Genomic DNA, 19,556 nt, shown 5'->3' on the forward strand with positions numbered 1-19,556 from the left:
GTGGCTTACCATGGCGGCCAGCCTTTCACGAGCCGCCCCCCGTGCCTGCCAGTCGCTACCGCGTCGCCCTGACCGTCCTGCTGATCCTTGTCGGACTGCTGCTGTGCATGCATCTGGCAGGGCGTGTTGCCGAACAGCGCGCCTGGGACGAACGCAGCCAGGAAGCACGCGGCCAGCTTCAGCTTTACGCTCAGGCTATCCATACACAGGTCCAGCGCTTCCGCTCGGTTCCGGCGCTGCTGGCGCTCGACAGCGACATCCGCCAGCTGCTCGCCAATCCCGGCGACCAGCGCCTGCGCGAGCAGCTCAACCTGCGCCTGGAAGAGCAGAACCACGCGGCCGGTTCATCTGTGCTCTACCTGCTCGACCGCCATGGCGAGACGCTCGCCGCGAGTAACTGGCGCGACTGGAGCAGTTTCGTCGGCAACAACTATGCCTTTCGCCCCTACTTCCTCGACGCCCTGGCGAACGATTCGGGGCGCTATTTCGCCGTCGGCGTGACCACCGGCATTCCCGGCTATTTCCTCTCAAGCTCGGTGAAGAACGACCGCGGCGAGGTCATCGGCGTGCTGGTGGTCAAGCTCGAGCTGGAGGAAATGCAGCGCGAATGGGTCGGCCAGTCCGGCATCCTGCTGATCTCCGACTCGCTGGACATCGTCATCCTCACTAACCGGCCGGCATGGCGCTTTCGTTATCTGCGCCCGCTGACCGACGAGGTGCGCGAGCGCCTGGTCGCGGTGCGCCGTTATGCCGAGCAGAACCTGCAACCGCTGCCGAGCGAGCGGCAGGTGCAAATAGCCGAGGACAGCGAGCGGCGCCTGGTTGACGGGCCGGACGGGCGCCGGCTCTACCTCTGGCAGCGGCTGTCCCTTCCCGAGGAAGACTGGACGCTGCACCTGTTGCAGGAACCGCAGCAGATCGCGGCCAGCGTGCGCAGCTACCGCCTGGCCGCAGCCGGCGTCTGGATGACGCTGGCGTTCCTGCTGCTGTTCCTTGCACAACGGCGCAAGACACGGCGCATCGAGCAGCGCAACCGCAGCGAGCTCGAACGACTGGTCGAAGCGCGGACCCGCGAGCTGCACACCGCCCAGGACGAACTCGTGCATGCCGCACGCATGGCGGCCCTGGGGCAGATGTCCGCGGCCCTCGCCCACGAGATCAACCAACCGCTGACCGCCCTGCGTATGCAGCTCGCCAGCCAACGCCTGCTGCTCGACAGCGGCCGCACCGAGGCCGTGCGCGAAGGCATCGGCCAGGTCGAAGGCCTGCTCGAGCGGATGGCCGCGCTGACCAGCCATCTCAAGACCTTCGCTCGCAAGAGCCCCGCGGGGCTGCGTCAGCGCCTGAGCCTGGCCGAGGTCTTGGACCAAGCGCTGCACTTGCTGGCGCCGCGCATCCGCAGCGAAGGCGTCGAGGTGCACTGCGCTGTGCCTGGCGAGGCGCAGGTCAGCGGCGACGCTATCCGCCTGGAACAGGTGCTGATCAACCTGCTGACCAATGCGCTCGATGCCATGCTTGGCGCGACCCCACGCCAGCTGCGCATCGATTGCCTGGCCGAACGCGGCGGCTGGACGCTGCGCGTGGCCGACAGTGGCGGCGGCATCGCGGCCGAGCACCTGGAGCAGGTGTTCGAGCCCTTTTTCACCACCAAACCGGTCGGCCAGGGGCTGGGCCTGGGCCTGGCGGTGTCCTACGGCATCGTGCGGGATCTGGACGGCACACTCGAAGCGAGCAACGAGGGCGACGGCGCGGTGTTCAGGCTGCATCTGCCTGCGGCCGGACCGGACTCAGGCGAGTAGACTGGCCGCCAGCAGGAGGACCAAGACATGACGGGCCAGGTGATCTTCATTGACGACGAGGCGGCTATCCGCCAGGCAGTGCAGCAGTGGCTGGAGCTGTCTGGCTACCGCGTGCGGACTTGCGCCAGCGCAAAGGAGGCACTCGGCATCGTCGACCGCAGCTTCCCCGGCGTGCTGATCAGCGATGTGCGCATGCCCGACCTCGACGGCCTCGGCCTGCTGGAACGGTTGGTCGCGCTGGACTCGGAATTGCCGGTGATCATGGTGACCGGCCACGGCGACGTGCCGATGGCGGTTCAGGCACTGCGCCAGGGTGCCTATGATTTCATCGAAAAACCCTTCACGCCCGAGCGTCTGCTCGACAGCGTGCGCCGCGCACAGGACAAGCGCCGGCTGGTCTGCGAGAACCGTCAGCTGCGTGAACAGGTCACGCTCAAGGGGCGCATCGAATCCATGCTGTTGGGCGTCTCCCGCGCGATGGACAACCTGCGCCGCCAGGTGCTCGAGCTGGCCGGCACCAACGTCAATGTGCTGATTCGCGGCGACACCGGCAGCGGCAAGGAACAGGTCGCCCGCTGCCTGCACGAGTTCAGCCCTCGCGCGCGCCATCCATTCGTCGCGCTCAACTGCGCGGCCATCCCGGAAACCATCTTCGAAAGCGAACTCTTCGGCCATGAAAGCGGCGCCTTCACCGGCGCCCAGGCCAAGCGCATCGGCCGTATCGAGCATGCCGACGGCGGCACCCTGTTTCTCGACGAGATCGAAAGCATGCCGCTGGCGCAGCAGGTCAAGCTGTTGCGCGTGCTGCAGGAGAGAACACTCGAGCGGCTGGGGTCGAACCGCAGCATCGAGGTGGACCTGCGCGTGATCAGCGCGGCCAAGCCCGACCTGCTCGAAGAAGTGCGCGCCGGGCGGTTCCGCGAAGACTTGCTGTACCGCCTGAACGTCGCGGAACTGCATATCCCACCGCTGCGCGACCGCCGTGAGGACATTCCCCTGCTGTTCGACCACTTCACCACCCAGGCCGCGCAACGGCACGGCCGCGAGCCGGTCCCGGCCAGCCCGTCGGAACTGGCGCAGCTGCTCAGCCACGACTGGCCGGGCAATGTCCGCGAATTGATCAATGCGGCCGAGCGCCATGCCCTCGGCCTGACCCCGCCACCGGCAGCCCAAGGCGCGGCCGCCACCCCGGGCACATCCCTCGCCGATCAGATGGAAGCCTTCGAAGCCCAATGCCTGCACAGCGCGCTGCAGCAGCACAAGGGCAACATCAGTGAGGTCATGGCGCAACTGCAGCTGCCCCGCCGCACCCTCAACGAGAAGATGCAGCGCCACGGCCTCAGCCGCAGCGACTACCTCCCCGCTGGCTCGACGGACAACTGACCCCCGGCGCGCGCCGAGCCGATTCTAATCGGCCGGTGCGGGCCGTCAGCCCGGCGCAAAAACGTGCGCGAGTCCACATTTAAAAACGTGATGCGGCACAAGGCCAGCGTGCGGGGGCGTGCGTAGAATCCGCCGCTTCTTCGGAGGTCCCCCCATGCGCTCACTACTCGCCATTACCCTACTCTTCAGTTCGATCCTCGGCGCGCCCATCGCGCAGGCGGAGCTTCCGCAAGGCTATGAAGTCGTCCTGCAGACCGAAAACTTCCCGCCCTTCAACCTGGCCGAAGACGGCAAGAACTTCGCCCGCGAACAGCACATCCATGGCATTAGCGCCGACACCGTGCGTGAAATGTTCAAGCGCGCTGGGATTGCCTATTCAATGACGCTGCGCTTCCCTTGGGATCGCATCTACCAGGCAACTCTCGACACGCCCAACCACGGCCTGTTCTCCACGTCCATGACCGATGCGCGCCGCCCCTTGTTCAAGTGGGTCGGGCCGATCGCTCAGTACGAGAGCGTGCTGCTCTCGGCACCCGGCACCAACCTCAAGATGACCAGCCTGGAGCAGGCCAAGGGCTACACCATCGGTGCCTACAAGAGCAGCGCAGTAAGCCAGCGCGTCGAGGCGCAGGGATTGCAGCCAGTCAACTCGCTACGTGATCAGGAAAACCTGCAGAAGCTGATCAGCGGCAAGATTGACCTTTGGGCCACATCCGATCCGGTCTGGCGCTACTACGCCAAGCAGGAAGGCGTAGGCGGCCTGAACACCGTGCTGGTGTTCAACTCCGCGCCGCTCTACCTGGCGCTGAACAAGGACACCCCAGACGAAGTCGTCACCCGGCTGCAAAAGGCCCTCGACGAGATGAAGACCGAGGGCTACGGCACCTGCGTCAAGCACCCCGAGCTCTGCTGACCCTCCGGGCCGGCGCGCGACAGGCGCCGCCGGCCCGCCCCCTCCCGCCCGAGCACCTCCCTACTCGATCTCGAACAAGCCGTCACGCATCGACGCCGATGCCAGGCGCTCACGAATTTCCGGGTCGATGCGCGGATCGTCCAGCCCGTAGAGCATCACCTGCCGGTAGGCGTTGACCCGGTTGATTTCGCTGCCCAGATACTCCCAGACCACGCGCGTGCAAGCCGGCGTTCGCCGGTCGCCGCTGGAAACGCCCGTTTTCAGGCCGTTCAGGCGGCTGATCCGGCTCTTGAAACTGGGGATAAGGATGGTCTGGCTCATCTCATTGCCGGTCAGCGACTCGTAATCGATGAGGAACAGACGATCTTGCAGGTAGAAGGCGGCGCCCAGGTAGCGGCAGCGCACCACGCCATCTTCGGCCTTGGGGTTGTCGGCACGCGATTGCTCCTGCCGCTCCTGTCGCTCGAAGACATAACTGCCGCGGTCTTCGCGCAAGTGCACCAGCGAGAGCAGGATCTGCCCCGGCACGGACATACAGTTGGCGTATTCGAAGTAGTAGCCGCAATAGCGAGAAAGGCTGCTGGCGTTGTCGCGCATCGGCTGGAACAGCTCAAGCAATGGATCGCTCGCCGCGACCCGCTCCTGGTCGTGACGGCGCAAGCCAATGAGCTGGGTGAACTGATCGCTGGGCAGCTCCAGTTCGTAAGGCTCGACCCCAAAGAAGTCGCAGATGCGCTTGAGGTTGTGCGGCGTCGGTCGGCTCGCGCCGCTGAGGTATTTATTGAACTGGGCACGGTTGATCGCCAGCTTGCGGCACACCTCGGCAATCGACCGGTAGTGGCTGCACAAGAGCTTGAGATTGGTGCCGAGGTGGGCATGCATGAGCGGGTTCCAGTGGCGCGAGCGGCGCGATTCTAGCATCAAGTCGCGCCAGATCGCCGCGACCCGCGCTATTGAATGACCGGGGCGTCTCGCCAACCATTTCGCGGCTGCGTTCCAACATTCTTCAAAACAACAAGAGAGACATTTCCACCATGCTCGATCTACTCAACGATCTCATCTGGAGCAAGCTGCTCATCGTGATGCTGATAGGCCTGGGCCTGTACTTCACCATCGCGTCCCGCTTCGTCCAGTTCCGCTATTTCGGCAGCATGTTTCGTATCTTCGGTGAAGCCTTCAAGCGCCAGCCGGGCCAGCTGAGTTCCTTCCAGGCGCTGATGCTCAGCGTCGCCGGCCGCGTCGGTGCGGGCAATATTGCGGGTGTATCGGTCGCGATCATGCTCGGCGGCCCGGGCGCCGTATTCTGGATGTGGGTCGTTGCCCTGGTCGGCATGGCCACCAGCTACTTCGAGTGCTCCCTCGCCCAGCTCTACAAGCGTCGTGAAGCCGACGGCGGCTACCGTGGCGGCCCAGCCTTCTATATCCAGCACGGCCTGGGCCAGCGCTGGCTCGGCATCGTAGTTTCGCTGCTGTTGCTGGTGACCTTCGGTTTCGGCTTCAACGCGGTGCAGTCCTACACCGTGGCCAGCTCACTGAACGACACCTTCGGCGTGCCGACCTACGTCAGCGGCATCGCACTGATGGTCGTGATCGGCCTGATCATCTTCGGCGGCATCAAGCGCATCGCCAAGTTCGCGGATGTGCTGGTTCCGGTCATGGCGTTCTCCTACATCGCGATGGCGCTGTACGTCATCGGCAGCAACGCCGGCGACATTCCGGAGGCGTTCGCCACCATCTTCCGCAGCGCCTTCGGCCTTGAGCCGGCGTTCGCAGGGGGCCTGGGCGCGGCCATCATCATGGGCGTCAAGCGTGGCCTGTTCTCCAACGAAGCCGGCCTGGGCAGCGCGCCGAACGTGGCCGCGGTCGCTGAGGTGCAGCACCCCGCCGCTCAGGGCATCGTGCAGTCGTTGAGCGTGTTCATCGACACCCTCATCCTGTGCAGCTGCACTGCGCTGATCATCATTCTCTCCGGCGTGTTCGAGCCGGGCAGCGACATGGCCGGCGTCGTGCTGACGCAAACCGCAGTTGCCGCCGTAGTGGGTGAGTGGGGCCGCGTCTTCATCAGCCTGGCGCTGCTGCTGTTCGTGTTCACCACGTTGATCTACAACTACTACTTGGGCGAGAACGCGCTGGGCTTCTTCACCGGTAAGCGTGCGCCAGTGATGGTGTACCGCGTCATGGTTATCGCACTGGTGATGTGGGGTTCGGTGCAGGACCTGGGCACGGTTTTCGCTTTCGCCGACGTGACCATGGGGCTGCTCGCCATCTGCAACCTGATCGCCCTGGCGCTGCTGTTCAAGGTCGGCCTGCGTCTGATGCGCGACTACGATCGTCAGCGCGAGGCCGGCATCGAGTCGCCCGTGTTCGATCCGAAAGAGTTCGCCGACCTGGACCTCGATCCGAACGTCTGGACCAGCCAGGCGCCAGCGCAGACCGCTGCGAACCCGCGCGTAGGCACGCAGGCACAGCAGCACTGATCGGCTTCGCGCCATTTGCGTAATAAGAAGCAGGGGGCCGCAGGGCCCCCTCTTTCATATAAGGAGTCCCTATGCCGGCTTCCAGATACGTCCTGGTGCTGTACACCGGCGGCACCATTGGCATGCAGCAGAGTGCCGAAGGCCTGATGCCTGCCTCCGGCTTTGCTGATCGACTGCGTGCTCGCCAGGCTGAAGAGCCCACACTGGCGCTGCCCGAGTGGCAATTCCAGGAACTGCTACCCCCCATCGACAGCGCCAACATGAATCAGGCGAACTGGCTCGCCATGGCCGACGCCATTCGCGACGCGGCTGCACAAGAGGCGTGCACCGGTGTGCTGGTGCTGCACGGTACCGACACCCTGGCGTACAGTGCGGCGACGCTTAGCTTCCTCCTGCTGGCGCTGCCGATCCCAGTGGTCCTGACCGGTTCGATGCTGCCCGCCGGCGCACCGGGCAGCGACGCCTGGGGCAACTTGTTCGGCGCCATGCAGGCGCTGCACGCCGGAGTAACGCCAGGTGTGCACCTTTATTTCGCCGGCAAGCTCATGCATGGCGCGCGCACAGGCAAGCTCGGCACCGCCAGCCTGGACGCCTTCGGCGAACTGCCGCGCCTGCGTCAAAGCCCGCGCGCCGACGCGCTCCCGGCGCATCTTGACTACCGCCAACCGCGCCAGCCGGTCGCGCTGGCCGTCATGCCGCTGTACCCCGGCATCCGCGCGGAACAGTTGCGCGGCGTGCTGGAGAGTGGCGCCCGCGGGCTGGTGCTCGAATGCTACGGCAGCGGCACGGGCCCGGCCGACGACGCCGCGCTGCTCGTCGCCCTTCAAGACGCGCATGCCCGCGGCGTGGTGCTGGTGACGATCAGCCAATGCCCGCAAGGGCACGTGGACTTCGGCATCTACGCCGCTGGGGGCAAGCTCGCGGCCTGCGGCCTGATTTCCGGCGGCGGGATGACCCGCGAGGCGGCGCTCGGCAAGCTGTTCGCGCTACTCGGCGCCGGCCTGTCCCAACAGGAGACAGAGCACTGGTTCGCCCTGGACCTGTGCGGCGAGCGCGCCGACTGATCAGCCCGAGCCCGGGTCCGCCGCCTGCATCAGGGCGCGGACCTGGCGTCGCAGTTCATCCAGGTCAACCGGCTTGCTCAGCCAGCCTTGGCAATCCAGACGCTCGCGATCCTCGTCAGCCGCGCTGAGCACCAGCACCGGCAATCGCCGGGTGGCGGGGGCCTGGCGCAGCAGTTGCAGCACGTGTTCCCCATCGAGCGCCGGCAGATTCAGGTCGAGCAACAGCAGGGCCGGCGGATCGGCCAGCACATGCGCAAGCGCCGTGCGGCCATCGTCAAACACCCGAACATCACCGAGATCGGCCAGCGCCCGGCGCACCAAGACCTGGCTAAGCGGGTCGCTCTCGACGTAGACGATCGGCGGCCGCTCCTGCGCATCGGGCCCGATGTCAGGCTCGGCAAGCGGCAGTGCGATCCAGAAACGGCTGCCCATGCCCGGCGCGCTTTTCACCCCAATGCTGCCACCCATCAGCTTGGCGTATTCCAGGCACAGCGACAGGCCGATGCCCGCGCCCTGGATGCTGGAGCTCTCCCGGCCCAGCCGCCGGAAGGGCTCGAACATCTGCGCCTGCAACGCCTCGTCGATGCCCGGCCCGCTATCCTCGACGACCAGCCGCACCTGCTCGGCGACGTGCTCGATCCTTAACAGGATGTGCCCGTTCGGGTTGTTGTACTTAATCGCATTGGACAGCAGATTGAGCAGCACCTGGCGCAGCCGTCGAGGCTCGGCCATCACCTCGACCGACGCATCGGTCAGCTCGACTTCCAGACGCAAACCGTGACGCTGCACGTCCAACGCGACGAGTTCGGCGCACTCGCGCATCAGTGCTGTCGCCTCGACCTGCCGCAGTTCCAGCCGCGGCCGCTCGGCCTGCAGGCTCGACCAGTCGAGGATGTCGCCGAGCAGCTGGTTCAGGTGCCGGCTGGCCAGAAGAATCTCGTCGAGGTAATTCGCGGCTTCCGGGTCCGCCGAAGGCGGGCAGTCCATGCGCATCAGCTGGGCGAAGCCGAGGATGGCGTTGAGCGGCGTGCGCAGCTCGTGGCTGATGCTGGAGATCAGGTGCGTCTTGGCCTCGTTGGCCGCCTGCGCCTGCTGGATGGCGCGGCGCAGATCGTCCTCGCCCCGCTTGATCGCATCGATGTCCACGTGCGTACCGGCCACCAACGTCGCCTGGCCAGTCAGCGGATCGCGCTCCAGTACACGTCCACGGCTGAGCAGCCAGTGGTAGTCGCCCAGGGCATCGGCGAAGCGGTATTCGCTCTCGTAGCGGAAGGTGTGGCCGCGGTGCATGCGCTCGATTTCGGCGCGCACCTGGCCGACATCCTGTGGATGAATACGTTGCAGGAACTGCGCCTCGCTGAGTGTTGCCGAGGGCAGTCCGAAGCGCCCGGGCAGGCGCCCGCGTAATTGCATCATGCCGTTGCGCGAGTCGATCTCCCAAAGGCTCTCGGTGGCGCTTTCGAGCACGAGCTCCAGGCGTTCCTGAGCCTGCGAGCGTTGCACCTCACTGGTCTCCAGCTGCTCGCCGATGGCCTGGGTGTGCCGGGCCAGCGCATCCAGCTCGCCGATGTCTGAGGCCACGCGGGTCGGGCGCCACTTGCCCTGGCCGATATCGCCCATCATCGTCGAGATGCCCGCGATCGGCTTGAGCAGCGCACGGCTGAGCTGGCGCGCGCGCAGCCACATGTAGCCGAAGAACATCAGGTAGAACACCACCAGCCCGGCAATCAGCAGGTAACCGATGTGCTGGAAACGGCTGGCCAGCGCGTTGGTCGTGCTGAACACCTGCTCCTCGTCCACCACCGCCAAGAGGTGCCAGCCCGTCTGCTGTACGGTCGACCAGGCCACCAGCCGCTGCTTGCCGGCGAGCTCCAGGCGCAGCACACCGCTGGGCTGGGTGATGACGGCATGCGCGAGGGCGCGGGTGTCCTCGTGGCGGTCGAGGCGGAATTCATCGGGCTTGAATTGCTCCTGGCGGATGGCCTCGTCGTAAGAGTGCTCGGTGAGTTCGTCGAGGCCAAACTCCTGCTCGCCGGCTTCGGGCAGCGCCATGATGTTCAGGTCGCGGCTGACCAGCACGGCGTAGCCGTTCCAGGGCACATGCAGATCGCCGATCCGCCCGAGCATGCCGCCGACGGTGACGTCGATACCGCTTACTCCCTCCAGGAAGTCGCCGCGGTAGACCGGTGCGATTGCCGACATCATCCAACCGTGCCCGGCCGGATCGAGATAGACATCGGTCCAGACCACCCGGCGCGACGGGTTCTGCCAGGCGTTGGCCATGTAGTAGAAGTTGTAGCTGGGGATATCCATGTCCGGCGGGTACTGCTCGTGCGTCGCGAACCAGGGATAGATGTGGTTGTAGCTGTCCCAACTGTTGAAATAAAGGCTGGCGATCAGCGAATTGCCAGCGTGCAGCGCCTTCATCAAGGGGTCGAGCCGATGCAGCCGGGCGACCTTTTCGAGGTCTTGCCGTTCTGGCGGGGTGACCGCGGAATAGAAACTTGCTGCGCCTCCGTCGTCGCGCGGGCTATAGCGCACGCCAGCAGGGCTCAGGCTCAGTTGGGGCTCAGGCAGCGGGCCGTCCTCGGTCAGGGCCCGCGCGGTGAACTGGCGAAACAGCTCGGTGGCGCTGGCGACCTGCTGCAGCTGCTGATCGATGATCCGCGTCTCCAGGCCCACTGCCGCCTGCAGCTCGGACAGCGCCGTCGCGCGCAGATGCTCGATCTGCGCGTCGCGCACCGTGCTGTTGGAGATGAGATAGGCGGCGATCAGCACGCCTTCGACCAGCACAAGCGGGATCAAGGCTGTCTGGACGAAGGCGCGCCAGATCCATTGATGTATCCCGATTGGAGTTTTCGACACGACGCAGCTCCGGCAACCGACTCACGCGCCCTGCTGGGCCAGGGCTCCAAAGCTTAGCACCGCATCGGCGGGCACGACCTGATCGCTGACAAGCCGGCTCTGTAGCAGCGGCGGTTCAGCCTCGGGCGAGGTCGATCAGTTCGGCGCGCCAGTCGACGTCCTGCGGCAATGCAAGGAACGAGGGGTTGAGATAGCTTTCGCGTGCCTCGTAGCTGAGCGGCTGGCCGTCGATGTCCAGAACCTCGCCACCAGCGCCCTCGAGCACGCCCTGGGCGGCAGCGGTGTCCCATTGCGAGGTCGGCGCCAGACGCGGGTAGCAATCGGCGCTGCCTTCAGCTACCAGGCAGAGCTTGAGCGAGCTGCCGACACTGGCAAATTCAATGTCACCAAAGCGTTGACCGAGCCCGGCGAGCAGGCGCTCTTGCGCTGGGCTGGAATGGCGTCGGCTGGCCACTACGGTGAAACGGCCCGGCGCGGCATGGCGCACACCGAGCGGCTGTGCAGCGCCATTGGCTTCGGCCCGCCAGGCACCGAAGCCGGCGCCACCGTAATAGCAGCGGCCATTGGCCGGAATGCCGACCACGCCGAACACCACACGGCCCTGCTCGATCAGCGCCACGTTGACGGTGAACTCCTCGCTGCCGTTGATGAACTCCTTGGTCCCGTCCAGTGGGTCGACCAGCCACCAGCGCGTCCAGGCCTCGCGCTCGTCCAACCCCAGTTCGCAATCCTCCTCGGACAGTACCGGGATCGCCTGGTCGAGCGCGCGCAATCCGTCGGCCAACAGGTGGTGCGCCGCCATGTCCGCGGCAGTGACAGGCGAGGCATCAGCCTTTTCGTGCACGGTGATCTCGTTGCGCCAGTGCGGCAGGATCGCCTCGCCAGCACGGCGAACCAGCTCGATGACCGGCGCCAGGTAGGGATGGCTCACAGGTTGAATTCCCCTCGTTGGGTCAGCAGGTCGCGCGCCAGATACAGGGCGGCCAGGGCACGGCCCTCGCTGAACTGTGGGTTTTGCACCAGGCTCGACAGCTCGCGCAGGTCGACCCGGTCGACACGCATCGGCTCGGGCTCATCGCCAGGCAGCTGCTCGGGATAGAGGTCACGCGCCAGCACGACCTGGATCTTCTGGCTCATGTAGCCGGGCGACAGCGACAGCTCGGTCAGCAGCTCCAGACGCCGCGCGCCGAAGCCGGCTTCTTCCTTGAGCTCACGGTTGGCGGCGTCGAGTACGTCCTCGCCGGGCTCGATCAGCCCCTTGGGCAGCGACAGCTCATAGCTATCGGTGCCACCGCAATACTCCTCGACCAACAGCGCTCGCCCGTCGGCCTCCAGCGCCACGATCATCACGGCACCGTAGCCGCTGCCCTTGCCCACGAGCCGTTCGTAGGTGCGCTCCACACCATTCGAGAACCGCAATTGCAGCTCCTCGACACGGAACAGCCGGCTGGTGGCGACGATTTCACGGGCAAGTACGGTAGGTTTCTGGCGCATGGAAGGGTCCTTGAAACGCGAGCCGCAATCATAACAGGCTGAATGGAAACTACTGCGCCGCTCGGGTAGGCCACGAACCGCAACGGTTGCAGGGCGTGAATGGCGTGCCGCCGACGACCAGCGCTTTGCAACCGACCGACCGCTGCCGCACCATTCACGGCCTGCCCGTCTGCAAGAGAAGACCATGATCGCCACCCTGCCCTGGCCCGAAATCGACACCGTGCTGCTGGACATGGACGGCACGCTGCTGGACCTGCATTTCGACAACCACTTCTGGCTCGACCTGCTACCGCGGCGCTACGCCGAGCGGCATGGCATCAGTCCGGCCATGGCCGAACTGGAACTGGCGCCGCTGTTCAATTCGCACCAAGGCCAGCTGAACTGGTATTGCCTGGACTTCTGGACGCGCGAGCTGAACCTGCCTATCCGCGAGATGAAGCGCGAGATCGCCGACCTCATCGCCTTGCGCCCGGCAGCCGAGGACTTTCTCGCGGCCTTGCGCCAGGCCGGCAAGCGCGTAGTCCTGATCACCAATGCGCACCGCGACTCCTTGTCGCTCAAGCTCGAGCGCGTCGAGCTGGCGCCCTGGTTCGACCGGCTGATCAGCTCGCACGACTACGGTTATCCCAAGGAGCACGAGCAGTTCTGGTTTGCCCTGAAGGCCGATCTCGGGTTCGACCCCAACACTGCGCTGTTCATTGACGACAGCCTGCCCGTGCTGCGCAGCGCCCGCGCGTTCGGCGTCGCTCACCTGCTCGCCATCCGCGAGCCGGACAGCCGCCGTGGGCCCAAGGACACCGAGGAATTCGCGGCGGTTGACGATTACCTTGATCTGATTCGCAGCCTGCAAGGCATCCGAGGCTGAACGCAGACGGCCTGACGTGCTTAACTGCAACCCGGACACCCTAAGGCGATACGAGCCGGCGCACGCCCCGGGCGGCGCCTCCGACATGCGCTCCGCCACGCAACGATGGACGATTTATGGCAGCAGATTCAGGACGCTCGGGCGGCGAAATGGGCCGACACATTGCGCATCACGACTGGAGCGCCACGCCGCTTGGCCCACGGCCGCACTGGCCGGCCAGCCTGCGCATCCTGCTCGACACCCTGCTCGAGGCGCCCCTGCCGATGTGCATCCTTTGGGGCGATGCCGGGCTGCAACTCTACAACGACGCCCACGCCGAGCTGATTGGCGATCGTCATCCCGAGGCGCTCGGCGCACCGCTACAACGGACCTGGGCTGACGCCTGGCCTGCGCTGACCGAGCTATACAACGGACATGACGCGGCGCAGCGCTGCCTGCTGCGCGACCAGCCGCCACCGCGCGATTGCGGGCCGTGCGAAACCCGTTTCGACCTTGCACTCAGCCCCCTGCGCGACGGCGATGACGTGACGGGTCGCCTGCTCTGCCTAAGACCAAGCGAGGAGGACGCGCTGCGCCGGCGGGAAACCGAACTGAAGATGATCACCGATGCCCTGCCGGTGCTTATCGGCTATGTCGACCAGGACGAGCGCTACCGTTTCACCAACCGCCACTACGAAAGCTGGTTTGGCCATACGCCCGAGTGGCTGTACGGCAAGCATCTGGTCGACGTGGTCGGCGAGCACGCCTACAACGCTCGCAGCGAGCAGATCAAGGCTGCGCTGGGCGGCCAGCCAGTGACCTTCGAGGCCTACATGCCGCACCGCGACGGCACCCGTCGGCAGTCGCTGATGCATTACCTGCCACGGCGCGATGGCAATGGCCGGGTCCTGGGCTTCTACGTGCTGGCACAAGACGTTACCGAGCGGTGGCAGGCCGAACAGGCGCTGCGCGAGCTCAACGAGACGCTCGAAAGCCGCATCCAGGAGCGCACCAACGCGCTGGCCGAGGTCTACGAGCGGCTGCTCAAGGAGATGGCCAGCCGCGAGCAGGCCCAGGAGGCGCTGCGTCAGGCGCAGAAGATGGAAGCGGTCGGCCAGCTCACCGGCGGCATCGCGCACGATTTCAACAACATGCTCACCGGCATCATCGGCGGGCTGGACCTGATCCAGCGCTACAACCAGACCGGCCGCCACGCCGAAACCGGGCGATTCATCGAAGCCGCGGTCACGTCCGCGAACCGCGCCGCCGCGCTGACGCACCGGCTGCTGGCCTTTGCTCGGCGGCAACCCTTGAACCTCAAGCGCGTCGACCTCAATGCGCTGGTCGACTCGATGCGCGATCTGCTGGTGCGCACCTTGGGCAGCCACATCCTGGTCGACGCGCAACTGCAATCCGATCTCTGGCCAGCCAGCAGCGACGAGAACCAACTGGAAAGCGCGCTACTCAACCTGGTCATCAATGCCCGCGACGCCATGCCCAACGGCGGCAGCCTTTACATCGCCACCGCCAATGCGTTGCTCTCGCGGCAAGCCGAGGTTGGCGAGCTGCCGGCCGGGCGCTATGTCACCCTCAGCGTGCTCGACAGTGGCTGCGGCATGTCGCCCAAGGTATTGGCCTCAGCCTTCGAACCCTTCTTCACCACCAAACCCATCGGGCAGGGCACTGGCCTCGGGCTGTCAATGATCTATGGCTTCGTGCGCCAGGCTGGCGGGCACGTTCATATCAGCAGCGAACCGGGCAAGGGCACCGAAGTTACCCTCTACCTGCCGGCGCACCATAAGGTGTCGGATGTCCTGACTGGCGCGAGCCCGACAGTGGACGCCCCGCGCGCCGCCGAGGGCGAGACGATCCTGGTCGTCGAGGATGACCCAGCGGTGCGCATGCTGGTCGTCGACGTGCTCGGCATGCTTGGCTACGCCGCGCTCGAAGCGGCGGAAGCCAACGCCGCGGTGAAGATTCTGGAGAGCAGCGCGCACATTGACCTGCTCGTCTCGGACGTTGGCCTTCCGGGGATGAATGGCCGGCAATTGGCCGATATCGCCCGCCAGCATCGCCCTGCCCTGCCGGTACTGTTCATGACCGGCTATGCCGAGCAGGCCGCCAGCAGCGGATTTCTCGACGAGGGCATGGACATGATCAGCAAGCCCTTCGCCATCGATCATCTGACGACACGGGTGCGTGACATGCTCGCCAGCCGCTCGCCTGGCTGATAGGCAGGTGGTCGCGTGTCGTACCGGGCGTTGAAAATCTCGCCGCAGCCGCGCACAGTCCCGTGATCGCGACTGCCCGAGCCAACGCCTGCCATGACTGCACCACGCCCCGAACCGTCCGCCGCGCCCACCGATGCCAGTGGCCGCTATCGCTTTCAGGCGTTCGGCGAGGCCGACCCCGAGCCGGTCGATCTGGCCGAGGAATGCGCCCTGGCGATCGTCTACAACGGCCTCAACCAGGCGGTAATGATGGTCACCCCGGCGGACCTGGAAGACTTCGTAGTCGGTTTCAGCCTCGGGGCCGGCATCGTCGACAGCCCTGCCGACATCTATGACATCCGCATCAGTGGCGAAGGCAATGGTCGCCACGCTGAGGTCGAGATTGCCAGCCGCGCCTTCTGGAAGCTCAAGGAGCAGCGCCGCCAGTTGCCGGGCAATGCCAGCTGCGGATTATGCGGCGTCGAGGCGCTCGAGCAGGCGCTGCCGCAACTGCCACCGATGCCCGTCGCGCCGTTGCCGCCGCCTCACTGGCTGGATGACCTGCGCCAGCGCATCGCCGAGTTCCAGCCCCTGGCGCAGCGTTGCGGCGCGGTGCATGCGGCGCTGTTCATCGATTCACAGGGGCAGATCGTGCTCGGCCGGGAAGATATCGGCCGGCACAACGCGCTGGACAAGCTGATCGGTGCGCTGTGTCGTGCCGGACAGGACCTGAGCGGTGGCGTCGCGGTAGTCACCAGCCGCTGCAGCCTGGAGCTGATCCACAAGGTCCAGCGCGCCGGCATCCCCACGCTGGTCAGCTTTTCTTCACCGACCGGCCTGGCGGCGCAATGGGCGCAGCGGCACAACCTCAACCTGATTCACATCCCTCACCGCAGCCCGCCGCGCGTGTTCAGCCCGGCTGCGCCGGCCACCGAGACACCTCGCCGATGAGCCTGCAACCCGAACGCCTGCGATATCGCCCCTATGCTGGCGCGGCCGCCGGCTGGGGCGCGCTGCGCAGCGTGGCCAGCGCATGGCTGGACAGCAAACAGCCGCTGAAGAACATCCGCGCCCTACTAAAGACCAACCAGAACGGCGGCTTCGACTGCCCCGGTTGCGCCTGGGGCGACTCGCCGGAAAACGGCCCGGTGAAATTCTGCGAGAACGGCGCCAAGGCGGTGAACTGGGAAGCGACGAAGCGCCGAGTCGATGCGGCCTTCTTCGCCCGCTACAGCGTCAGTCAGCTGCGCGAACAGAGCGACTACTGGCTTGAATACCAGGGCCGCCTGACCGAGCCCATGCGCTACGACGCCGCCAGCGACCATTACCGGCCCATCGGCTGGGATGAGGCCTTTGCGCTGATTGCCAGGCATCTCAAAGCGCTACAAAGCCCTGACGAGGCGGAGTTCTACACCTCGGGCCGGACCAGTAACGAGGCCGCGTACCTGTATCAGCTGTTCGTCCGCGCCTTTGGCACCAACAACTTCCCCGACTGCTCGAACATGTGCCACGAGGCCAGCGGCGTGGCGCTTGGCGAAAGTATCGGCGTCGGCAAGGGCAGCGTGACGTTCGACGATTTCGCCAAGGCCGACGCGCTCTTCGTGCTTGGCCAGAACCCCGGCACCAACCACCCACGCATGCTCGAACCCCTGCGCGAGGCGGTGGCGCGTGGAGCGCAGGTGGTCTGCTTCAATCCACTGAGGGAGCGCGGGCTGGAACGCTTTCAACACCCACAGCATGCCCTGGAGATGCTCGCCAACGGGTCCGCCCCGCTGAACACCGCCTTCTTCCGGCCCAAGCAGGGAGGTGACATGGCGGCGCTGCGCGGCATCGCCAAATTTCTCCTGCAGTGGGAACGCGAGGCGCAGGCCACGGGCGCACCGGCGGTGTTCGACCACGCCTTCATTGCTGAGCACACTACGGGGCTGGATAGCTACCTCGCCCTGCTGGACGCGACCCGCTGGGAAGCCCTCGAAACCCAATCCGGCCTGCACCTGACCGAGATCGAAGCGGCCGCGCGCCTCTACCGTCACGCCGACCGGGTAATCGTCTGCTGGGCGATGGGGATCACCCAGCACCGGCATTCGGTCGCGACCATCCAGGAAATCACCAACCTGCAGCTGTTACGCGGCAACCTCGGCAAGCCCGGCGCCGGCCTCTGCCCGGTGCGTGGGCACAGTAACGTGCAGGGCGACCGCACGATGGGCATCAACGAGCGCCCGCCGGAACGCCTGTTGGATGCCCTGGAGCGGCGGTTCGGCTTCAGGGTGCCACGCCAGCCAGGCCACAACGTGGTCGAGGCGATCGAGGCCATGCTCGCCGGCCGGTCGAAAGTGTTCATTGGCCTCGGCGGCAACTTCGCCCAGGCCACGCCGGACAGCCTCCGTACTCACCAGGCGCTGCGAAATTGCTCGCTCACCGTACAGATCAGCACCAAGCTCAACCGCAGCCACCTGACTGTCGGCCGTGACGCCCTGATCCTACCGTGCCTCGGGCGCACCGACATTGACCGCCAGGCGAGCGGGCCGCAGGCGGTGACCGTCGAGGACTCGTTCAGCATGATCCACGCCTCGTACGGGCAGCTCGAACCGCTTTCGCCGCTGATGCGCGCCGAGCCGGCCATCGTCGCAGGCATCGCCCAGGCCACGCTCGGCGCTCGTCCGGTCGATTGGTTGGCCTTGGTCGCCGACTACAGCCGCATCCGCGCTCTGATCGCCGAGACCCTTCCCGGTTTCGAGGATTTCGACGAACGCATCCACAACCCCGGCGGCTTCCATCTCGACAACCCGGCGGCGCAGCGACGTTGGAACACCGCCAGTGGCCGGGCGCATTTCATCGCCAATGCGCTGCCGGCCGACCTGTTCGGCGGCGCACTGGCAGGCCTCGATAGGCAGCCGGACCTGATCCTGCAGACGCTGCGCTCGCATGACCAATACAACACCACCATCTATGGGCTCGATGACCGCTACCGCGGCGTGAAAGGCGATCGCCGGGTCCTCTTCGTGCACCCTGACGACATAGGCAGGCTGGGATTCGAACCGGGGCAGACGGTCGATCTGGAGTCGCTCTGGCACGATGGCATCGAGCGTCGCGTCACCGGTTTTACCCTGCTCGCCTTCGACATCCCGCCGGGGCAGGCTGCCGCCTACTATCCCGAAACCAATCCGCTGGTGCCGCTGACCAGCGTCGGCTTCGGCAGCCATACGCCAACATCGAAAGCGATTGCGATACGGCTGCACCCAGCCCGGCAGGGCCCCGTCATCAGCCGACCGGATCGATGCTCCTGACATAAAAAAGGCGCCTTACCGGGCGCCTGCTCAAGCCATTTACGACCGTTTCGCTTTCGCCAAGTTCCTTCGCTAATTCAAAGACTTATGAAAAGCGAAACGCATCACACCTTTCATCGGTGAACGCTTGCGGAGCATGGCCCGGGGACGTGAGGATCGCGGCGCCATCTACTGGAGAGGTTCACCATGAAGTATTCCTCGATTCTGCTCTTGTCCGCGAGCCTGCTCAGCAGTGCCGCCTTTGCTGGAAGCAACACCGAAGCCGCGGTTGGCGGCGCGCTGGGCGGTGCGCTCGGGTCGGTGGTCGGCGAACACCTGGGAGGCTCAACGGGCGCCACCATCGGCGCGGGCGTCGGCGGTGCGGCGGGCGGCATGGTCGGCGCGGACAAGCGCAGCCGTACCGAAGCGGCCATTGGTGGTGGCCTGGGTGCCGCAGGCGGTAACGTGATCGGCCAGCGCGTCGGTGGCAGCACCGGTGGCCTGATTGGCGCGGCCGTGGGCGGCGGCGCCGGTGGCGCGATCGGCAATGCCTACGGCGATGATGACGACGACTACCGCGGCGACCGGCGCTACCGTGACGATCGCCGCTATTACGGGCACCCCGGCAAAGCCAAGGGGCACTGGAAGCACAAGCACAAGCATCGCCACTGAGCCGGCGCTGGAGTCAGCGTCAGCCGAACCGCAGGAGCCGCCTCTATGCCGCCGGCCCTGCGGTCAATGTCCTGCAGTCACGGACTGTAACCACCCATCAGTTTTCTCCGCCTAGACGGCCAACGCCTCCAGCGCTCGGCGCAAGCCAGCCGGAATCGGCGTCGGCCGATTGCTGGCGCGGTCTACGAACACATGCACGAAGCGCCCCGCCGCACAGGCCTGCGCTTCGCCTGCCTTGAAGATTCCGAGCTCGTACTGCACCGAGCTATTGCCGAGCTTGCCGACCCGCAGACCGACTTCCAGCACGTCGGGAAAGGCGATGGAAGCAAAGTAGTCGCACGACGAACTGACGACGAACCCCACCACCTCGCCTTCGTGAATATCCAACCCGCCGTGCGCGATCAGATAGGTATTCACTGCGCTGTCGAAGTAGCTGTAATAGACGACGTTGTTCACGTGTCCGTAGATGTCGTTGTCATGCCAGCGCGTGGTGATGGGCTGGAAGTGACGGTAATCGGCGCGCAGGTGCTGCGGTTGTTCGGCCATACGAGAAGTCCTTGTTCAAACCG

General features: G+C 65.8%; 15 protein-coding genes. 10 read left to right on the forward strand and 5 right to left on the reverse strand.

From position 1 onward, the window contains the following. The first annotated feature begins 41 nt into the window (after positions 1 to 41). From M1D78_RS20000 to M1D78_RS20010, 3 genes are all read left to right on the forward strand, one after another. Positions 42 to 1,799, forward strand: a complete 1,758-nt coding sequence (locus M1D78_RS20000) for a sensor histidine kinase (RefSeq protein ID WP_437421693.1) — start codon at positions 42 to 44, stop codon at positions 1,797 to 1,799. 27 nt (positions 1,800 to 1,826) lie between these two features. Next, on the forward strand, positions 1,827 to 3,182 hold the full coding sequence (locus tag M1D78_RS20005) for a sigma-54-dependent transcriptional regulator (protein WP_437421694.1): 1,356 nt from the start codon (positions 1,827 to 1,829) through the stop codon (positions 3,180 to 3,182). Between the two features lie 154 nt (positions 3,183 to 3,336). After that, on the forward strand, positions 3,337 to 4,095 hold the full coding sequence (locus tag M1D78_RS20010; protein WP_437421695.1) for a substrate-binding periplasmic protein: 759 nt from the start codon (positions 3,337 to 3,339) through the stop codon (positions 4,093 to 4,095). Between the two features lie 60 nt (positions 4,096 to 4,155). Here M1D78_RS20010 and M1D78_RS20015 read toward each other — a convergent pair whose 3' ends face one another. After that, complete coding sequence (locus M1D78_RS20015) at positions 4,156 to 4,977, reverse strand: helix-turn-helix domain-containing protein (protein ID WP_437421696.1); 822 nt, start codon at positions 4,975 to 4,977, stop codon at positions 4,156 to 4,158. Positions 4,978 to 5,129: 152 nt separating this feature from the next. On the opposite strand from M1D78_RS20015, the gene M1D78_RS20020 reads away from it, so the two are divergent. Then, positions 5,130 to 6,572, forward strand: a complete 1,443-nt coding sequence (locus M1D78_RS20020; protein ID WP_437421697.1) for an alanine/glycine:cation symporter family protein — start codon at positions 5,130 to 5,132, stop codon at positions 6,570 to 6,572. 71 nt (positions 6,573 to 6,643) lie between these two features. Next, entirely contained in the window at positions 6,644 to 7,636 is a 993-nt protein-coding gene (locus M1D78_RS20025) for an asparaginase (protein ID WP_437421698.1), read from the forward strand. On the opposite strand, the gene M1D78_RS20030 is transcribed toward M1D78_RS20025, so the two are convergent. The 3 genes from M1D78_RS20030 to nudE form a co-directional block, all read right to left on the reverse strand. Beyond that, positions 7,637 to 10,501, reverse strand: a complete 2,865-nt coding sequence (locus tag M1D78_RS20030; RefSeq protein ID WP_437421699.1) for an ATP-binding protein — start codon at positions 10,499 to 10,501, stop codon at positions 7,637 to 7,639. Between the two features lie 115 nt (positions 10,502 to 10,616). Then, entirely contained in the window at positions 10,617 to 11,432 is an 816-nt protein-coding gene (cysQ, locus tag M1D78_RS20035; RefSeq protein WP_437421700.1) for a 3'(2'),5'-bisphosphate nucleotidase CysQ, read from the reverse strand. Then, positions 11,429 to 11,995, reverse strand: a complete 567-nt coding sequence (gene nudE, locus M1D78_RS20040; RefSeq protein WP_437421701.1) for an ADP compounds hydrolase NudE — start codon at positions 11,993 to 11,995, stop codon at positions 11,429 to 11,431. The genes cysQ and nudE overlap by 4 nt, the downstream gene beginning before the upstream one ends. A gap of 184 nt (positions 11,996 to 12,179) precedes the next feature. Here nudE and yrfG point away from each other — a divergent pair, with 184 nt between their 5' ends. The 5 genes from yrfG to M1D78_RS20065 all read left to right on the forward strand — a co-directional run bounded on the left by yrfG (position 12,180) and on the right by M1D78_RS20065 (position 18,987). After that, positions 12,180 to 12,860, forward strand: coding sequence for a GMP/IMP nucleotidase (yrfG, locus tag M1D78_RS20045; RefSeq protein ID WP_437421702.1), 681 nt, complete (start codon positions 12,180 to 12,182; stop codon positions 12,858 to 12,860). 116 nt (positions 12,861 to 12,976) lie between these two features. After that, positions 12,977 to 15,070, forward strand: coding sequence for a hybrid sensor histidine kinase/response regulator (locus M1D78_RS20050; protein WP_437421703.1), 2,094 nt, complete (start codon positions 12,977 to 12,979; stop codon positions 15,068 to 15,070). A 93-nt stretch (positions 15,071 to 15,163) separates the two neighbouring features. After that, positions 15,164 to 16,000, forward strand: a complete 837-nt coding sequence (gene fdhD, locus M1D78_RS20055; protein ID WP_437421704.1) for a formate dehydrogenase accessory sulfurtransferase FdhD — start codon at positions 15,164 to 15,166, stop codon at positions 15,998 to 16,000. Beyond that, complete coding sequence (locus M1D78_RS20060) at positions 15,997 to 18,336, forward strand: FdhF/YdeP family oxidoreductase (protein ID WP_437421705.1); 2,340 nt, start codon at positions 15,997 to 15,999, stop codon at positions 18,334 to 18,336. The genes fdhD and M1D78_RS20060 overlap by 4 nt, the downstream gene beginning before the upstream one ends. A gap of 186 nt (positions 18,337 to 18,522) precedes the next feature. Next, positions 18,523 to 18,987 (forward strand): YMGG-like glycine zipper-containing protein, encoded by a 465-nt coding sequence (locus tag M1D78_RS20065; RefSeq protein WP_437421706.1) that lies wholly within the window; start codon positions 18,523 to 18,525, stop codon positions 18,985 to 18,987. Between the two features lie 111 nt (positions 18,988 to 19,098). On the opposite strand, the gene M1D78_RS20070 is transcribed toward M1D78_RS20065, so the two are convergent. Beyond that, positions 19,099 to 19,533, reverse strand: a complete 435-nt coding sequence (locus M1D78_RS20070; protein WP_437421707.1) for an acyl-CoA thioesterase — start codon at positions 19,531 to 19,533, stop codon at positions 19,099 to 19,101. Positions 19,534 to 19,556: the final 23 nt, after the last annotated feature.

Source organism: Pseudomonas sp. SA195 (assembly GCF_054131565.1).

Bases quoted from the DNA above. Each gene is read 5' to 3' on its own strand.
- M1D78_RS20070 (WP_437421707.1), bottom strand. From the start codon at position 19,533: ATGGCCGAACAACCGCAGCACCTGCGCGCCGATTACCGTCACTTCCAG.
- M1D78_RS20050 (WP_437421703.1), top strand. From the start codon at position 12,977: ATGGCAGCAGATTCAGGACGCTCGGGCGGCGAAATGGGCCGACACATT.
- M1D78_RS20060 (WP_437421705.1), top strand. From the start codon at position 15,997: ATGAGCCTGCAACCCGAACGCCTGCGATATCGCCCCTATGCTGGCGCG.
- M1D78_RS20015 (WP_437421696.1), bottom strand. From the start codon at position 4,977: ATGCATGCCCACCTCGGCACCAATCTCAAGCTCTTGTGCAGCCACTAC.
- fdhD (WP_437421704.1), top strand. From the start codon at position 15,164: ATGACTGCACCACGCCCCGAACCGTCCGCCGCGCCCACCGATGCCAGT.
- M1D78_RS20010 (WP_437421695.1), top strand. From the start codon at position 3,337: ATGCGCTCACTACTCGCCATTACCCTACTCTTCAGTTCGATCCTCGGC.
- nudE (WP_437421701.1), bottom strand. From the start codon at position 11,995: ATGCGCCAGAAACCTACCGTACTTGCCCGTGAAATCGTCGCCACCAGC.
- M1D78_RS20020 (WP_437421697.1), top strand. From the start codon at position 5,130: ATGCTCGATCTACTCAACGATCTCATCTGGAGCAAGCTGCTCATCGTG.
- M1D78_RS20065 (WP_437421706.1), top strand. From the start codon at position 18,523: ATGAAGTATTCCTCGATTCTGCTCTTGTCCGCGAGCCTGCTCAGCAGT.
- M1D78_RS20005 (WP_437421694.1), top strand. From the start codon at position 1,827: ATGACGGGCCAGGTGATCTTCATTGACGACGAGGCGGCTATCCGCCAG.
- M1D78_RS20025 (WP_437421698.1), top strand. From the start codon at position 6,644: ATGCCGGCTTCCAGATACGTCCTGGTGCTGTACACCGGCGGCACCATT.
- yrfG (WP_437421702.1), top strand. From the start codon at position 12,180: ATGATCGCCACCCTGCCCTGGCCCGAAATCGACACCGTGCTGCTGGAC.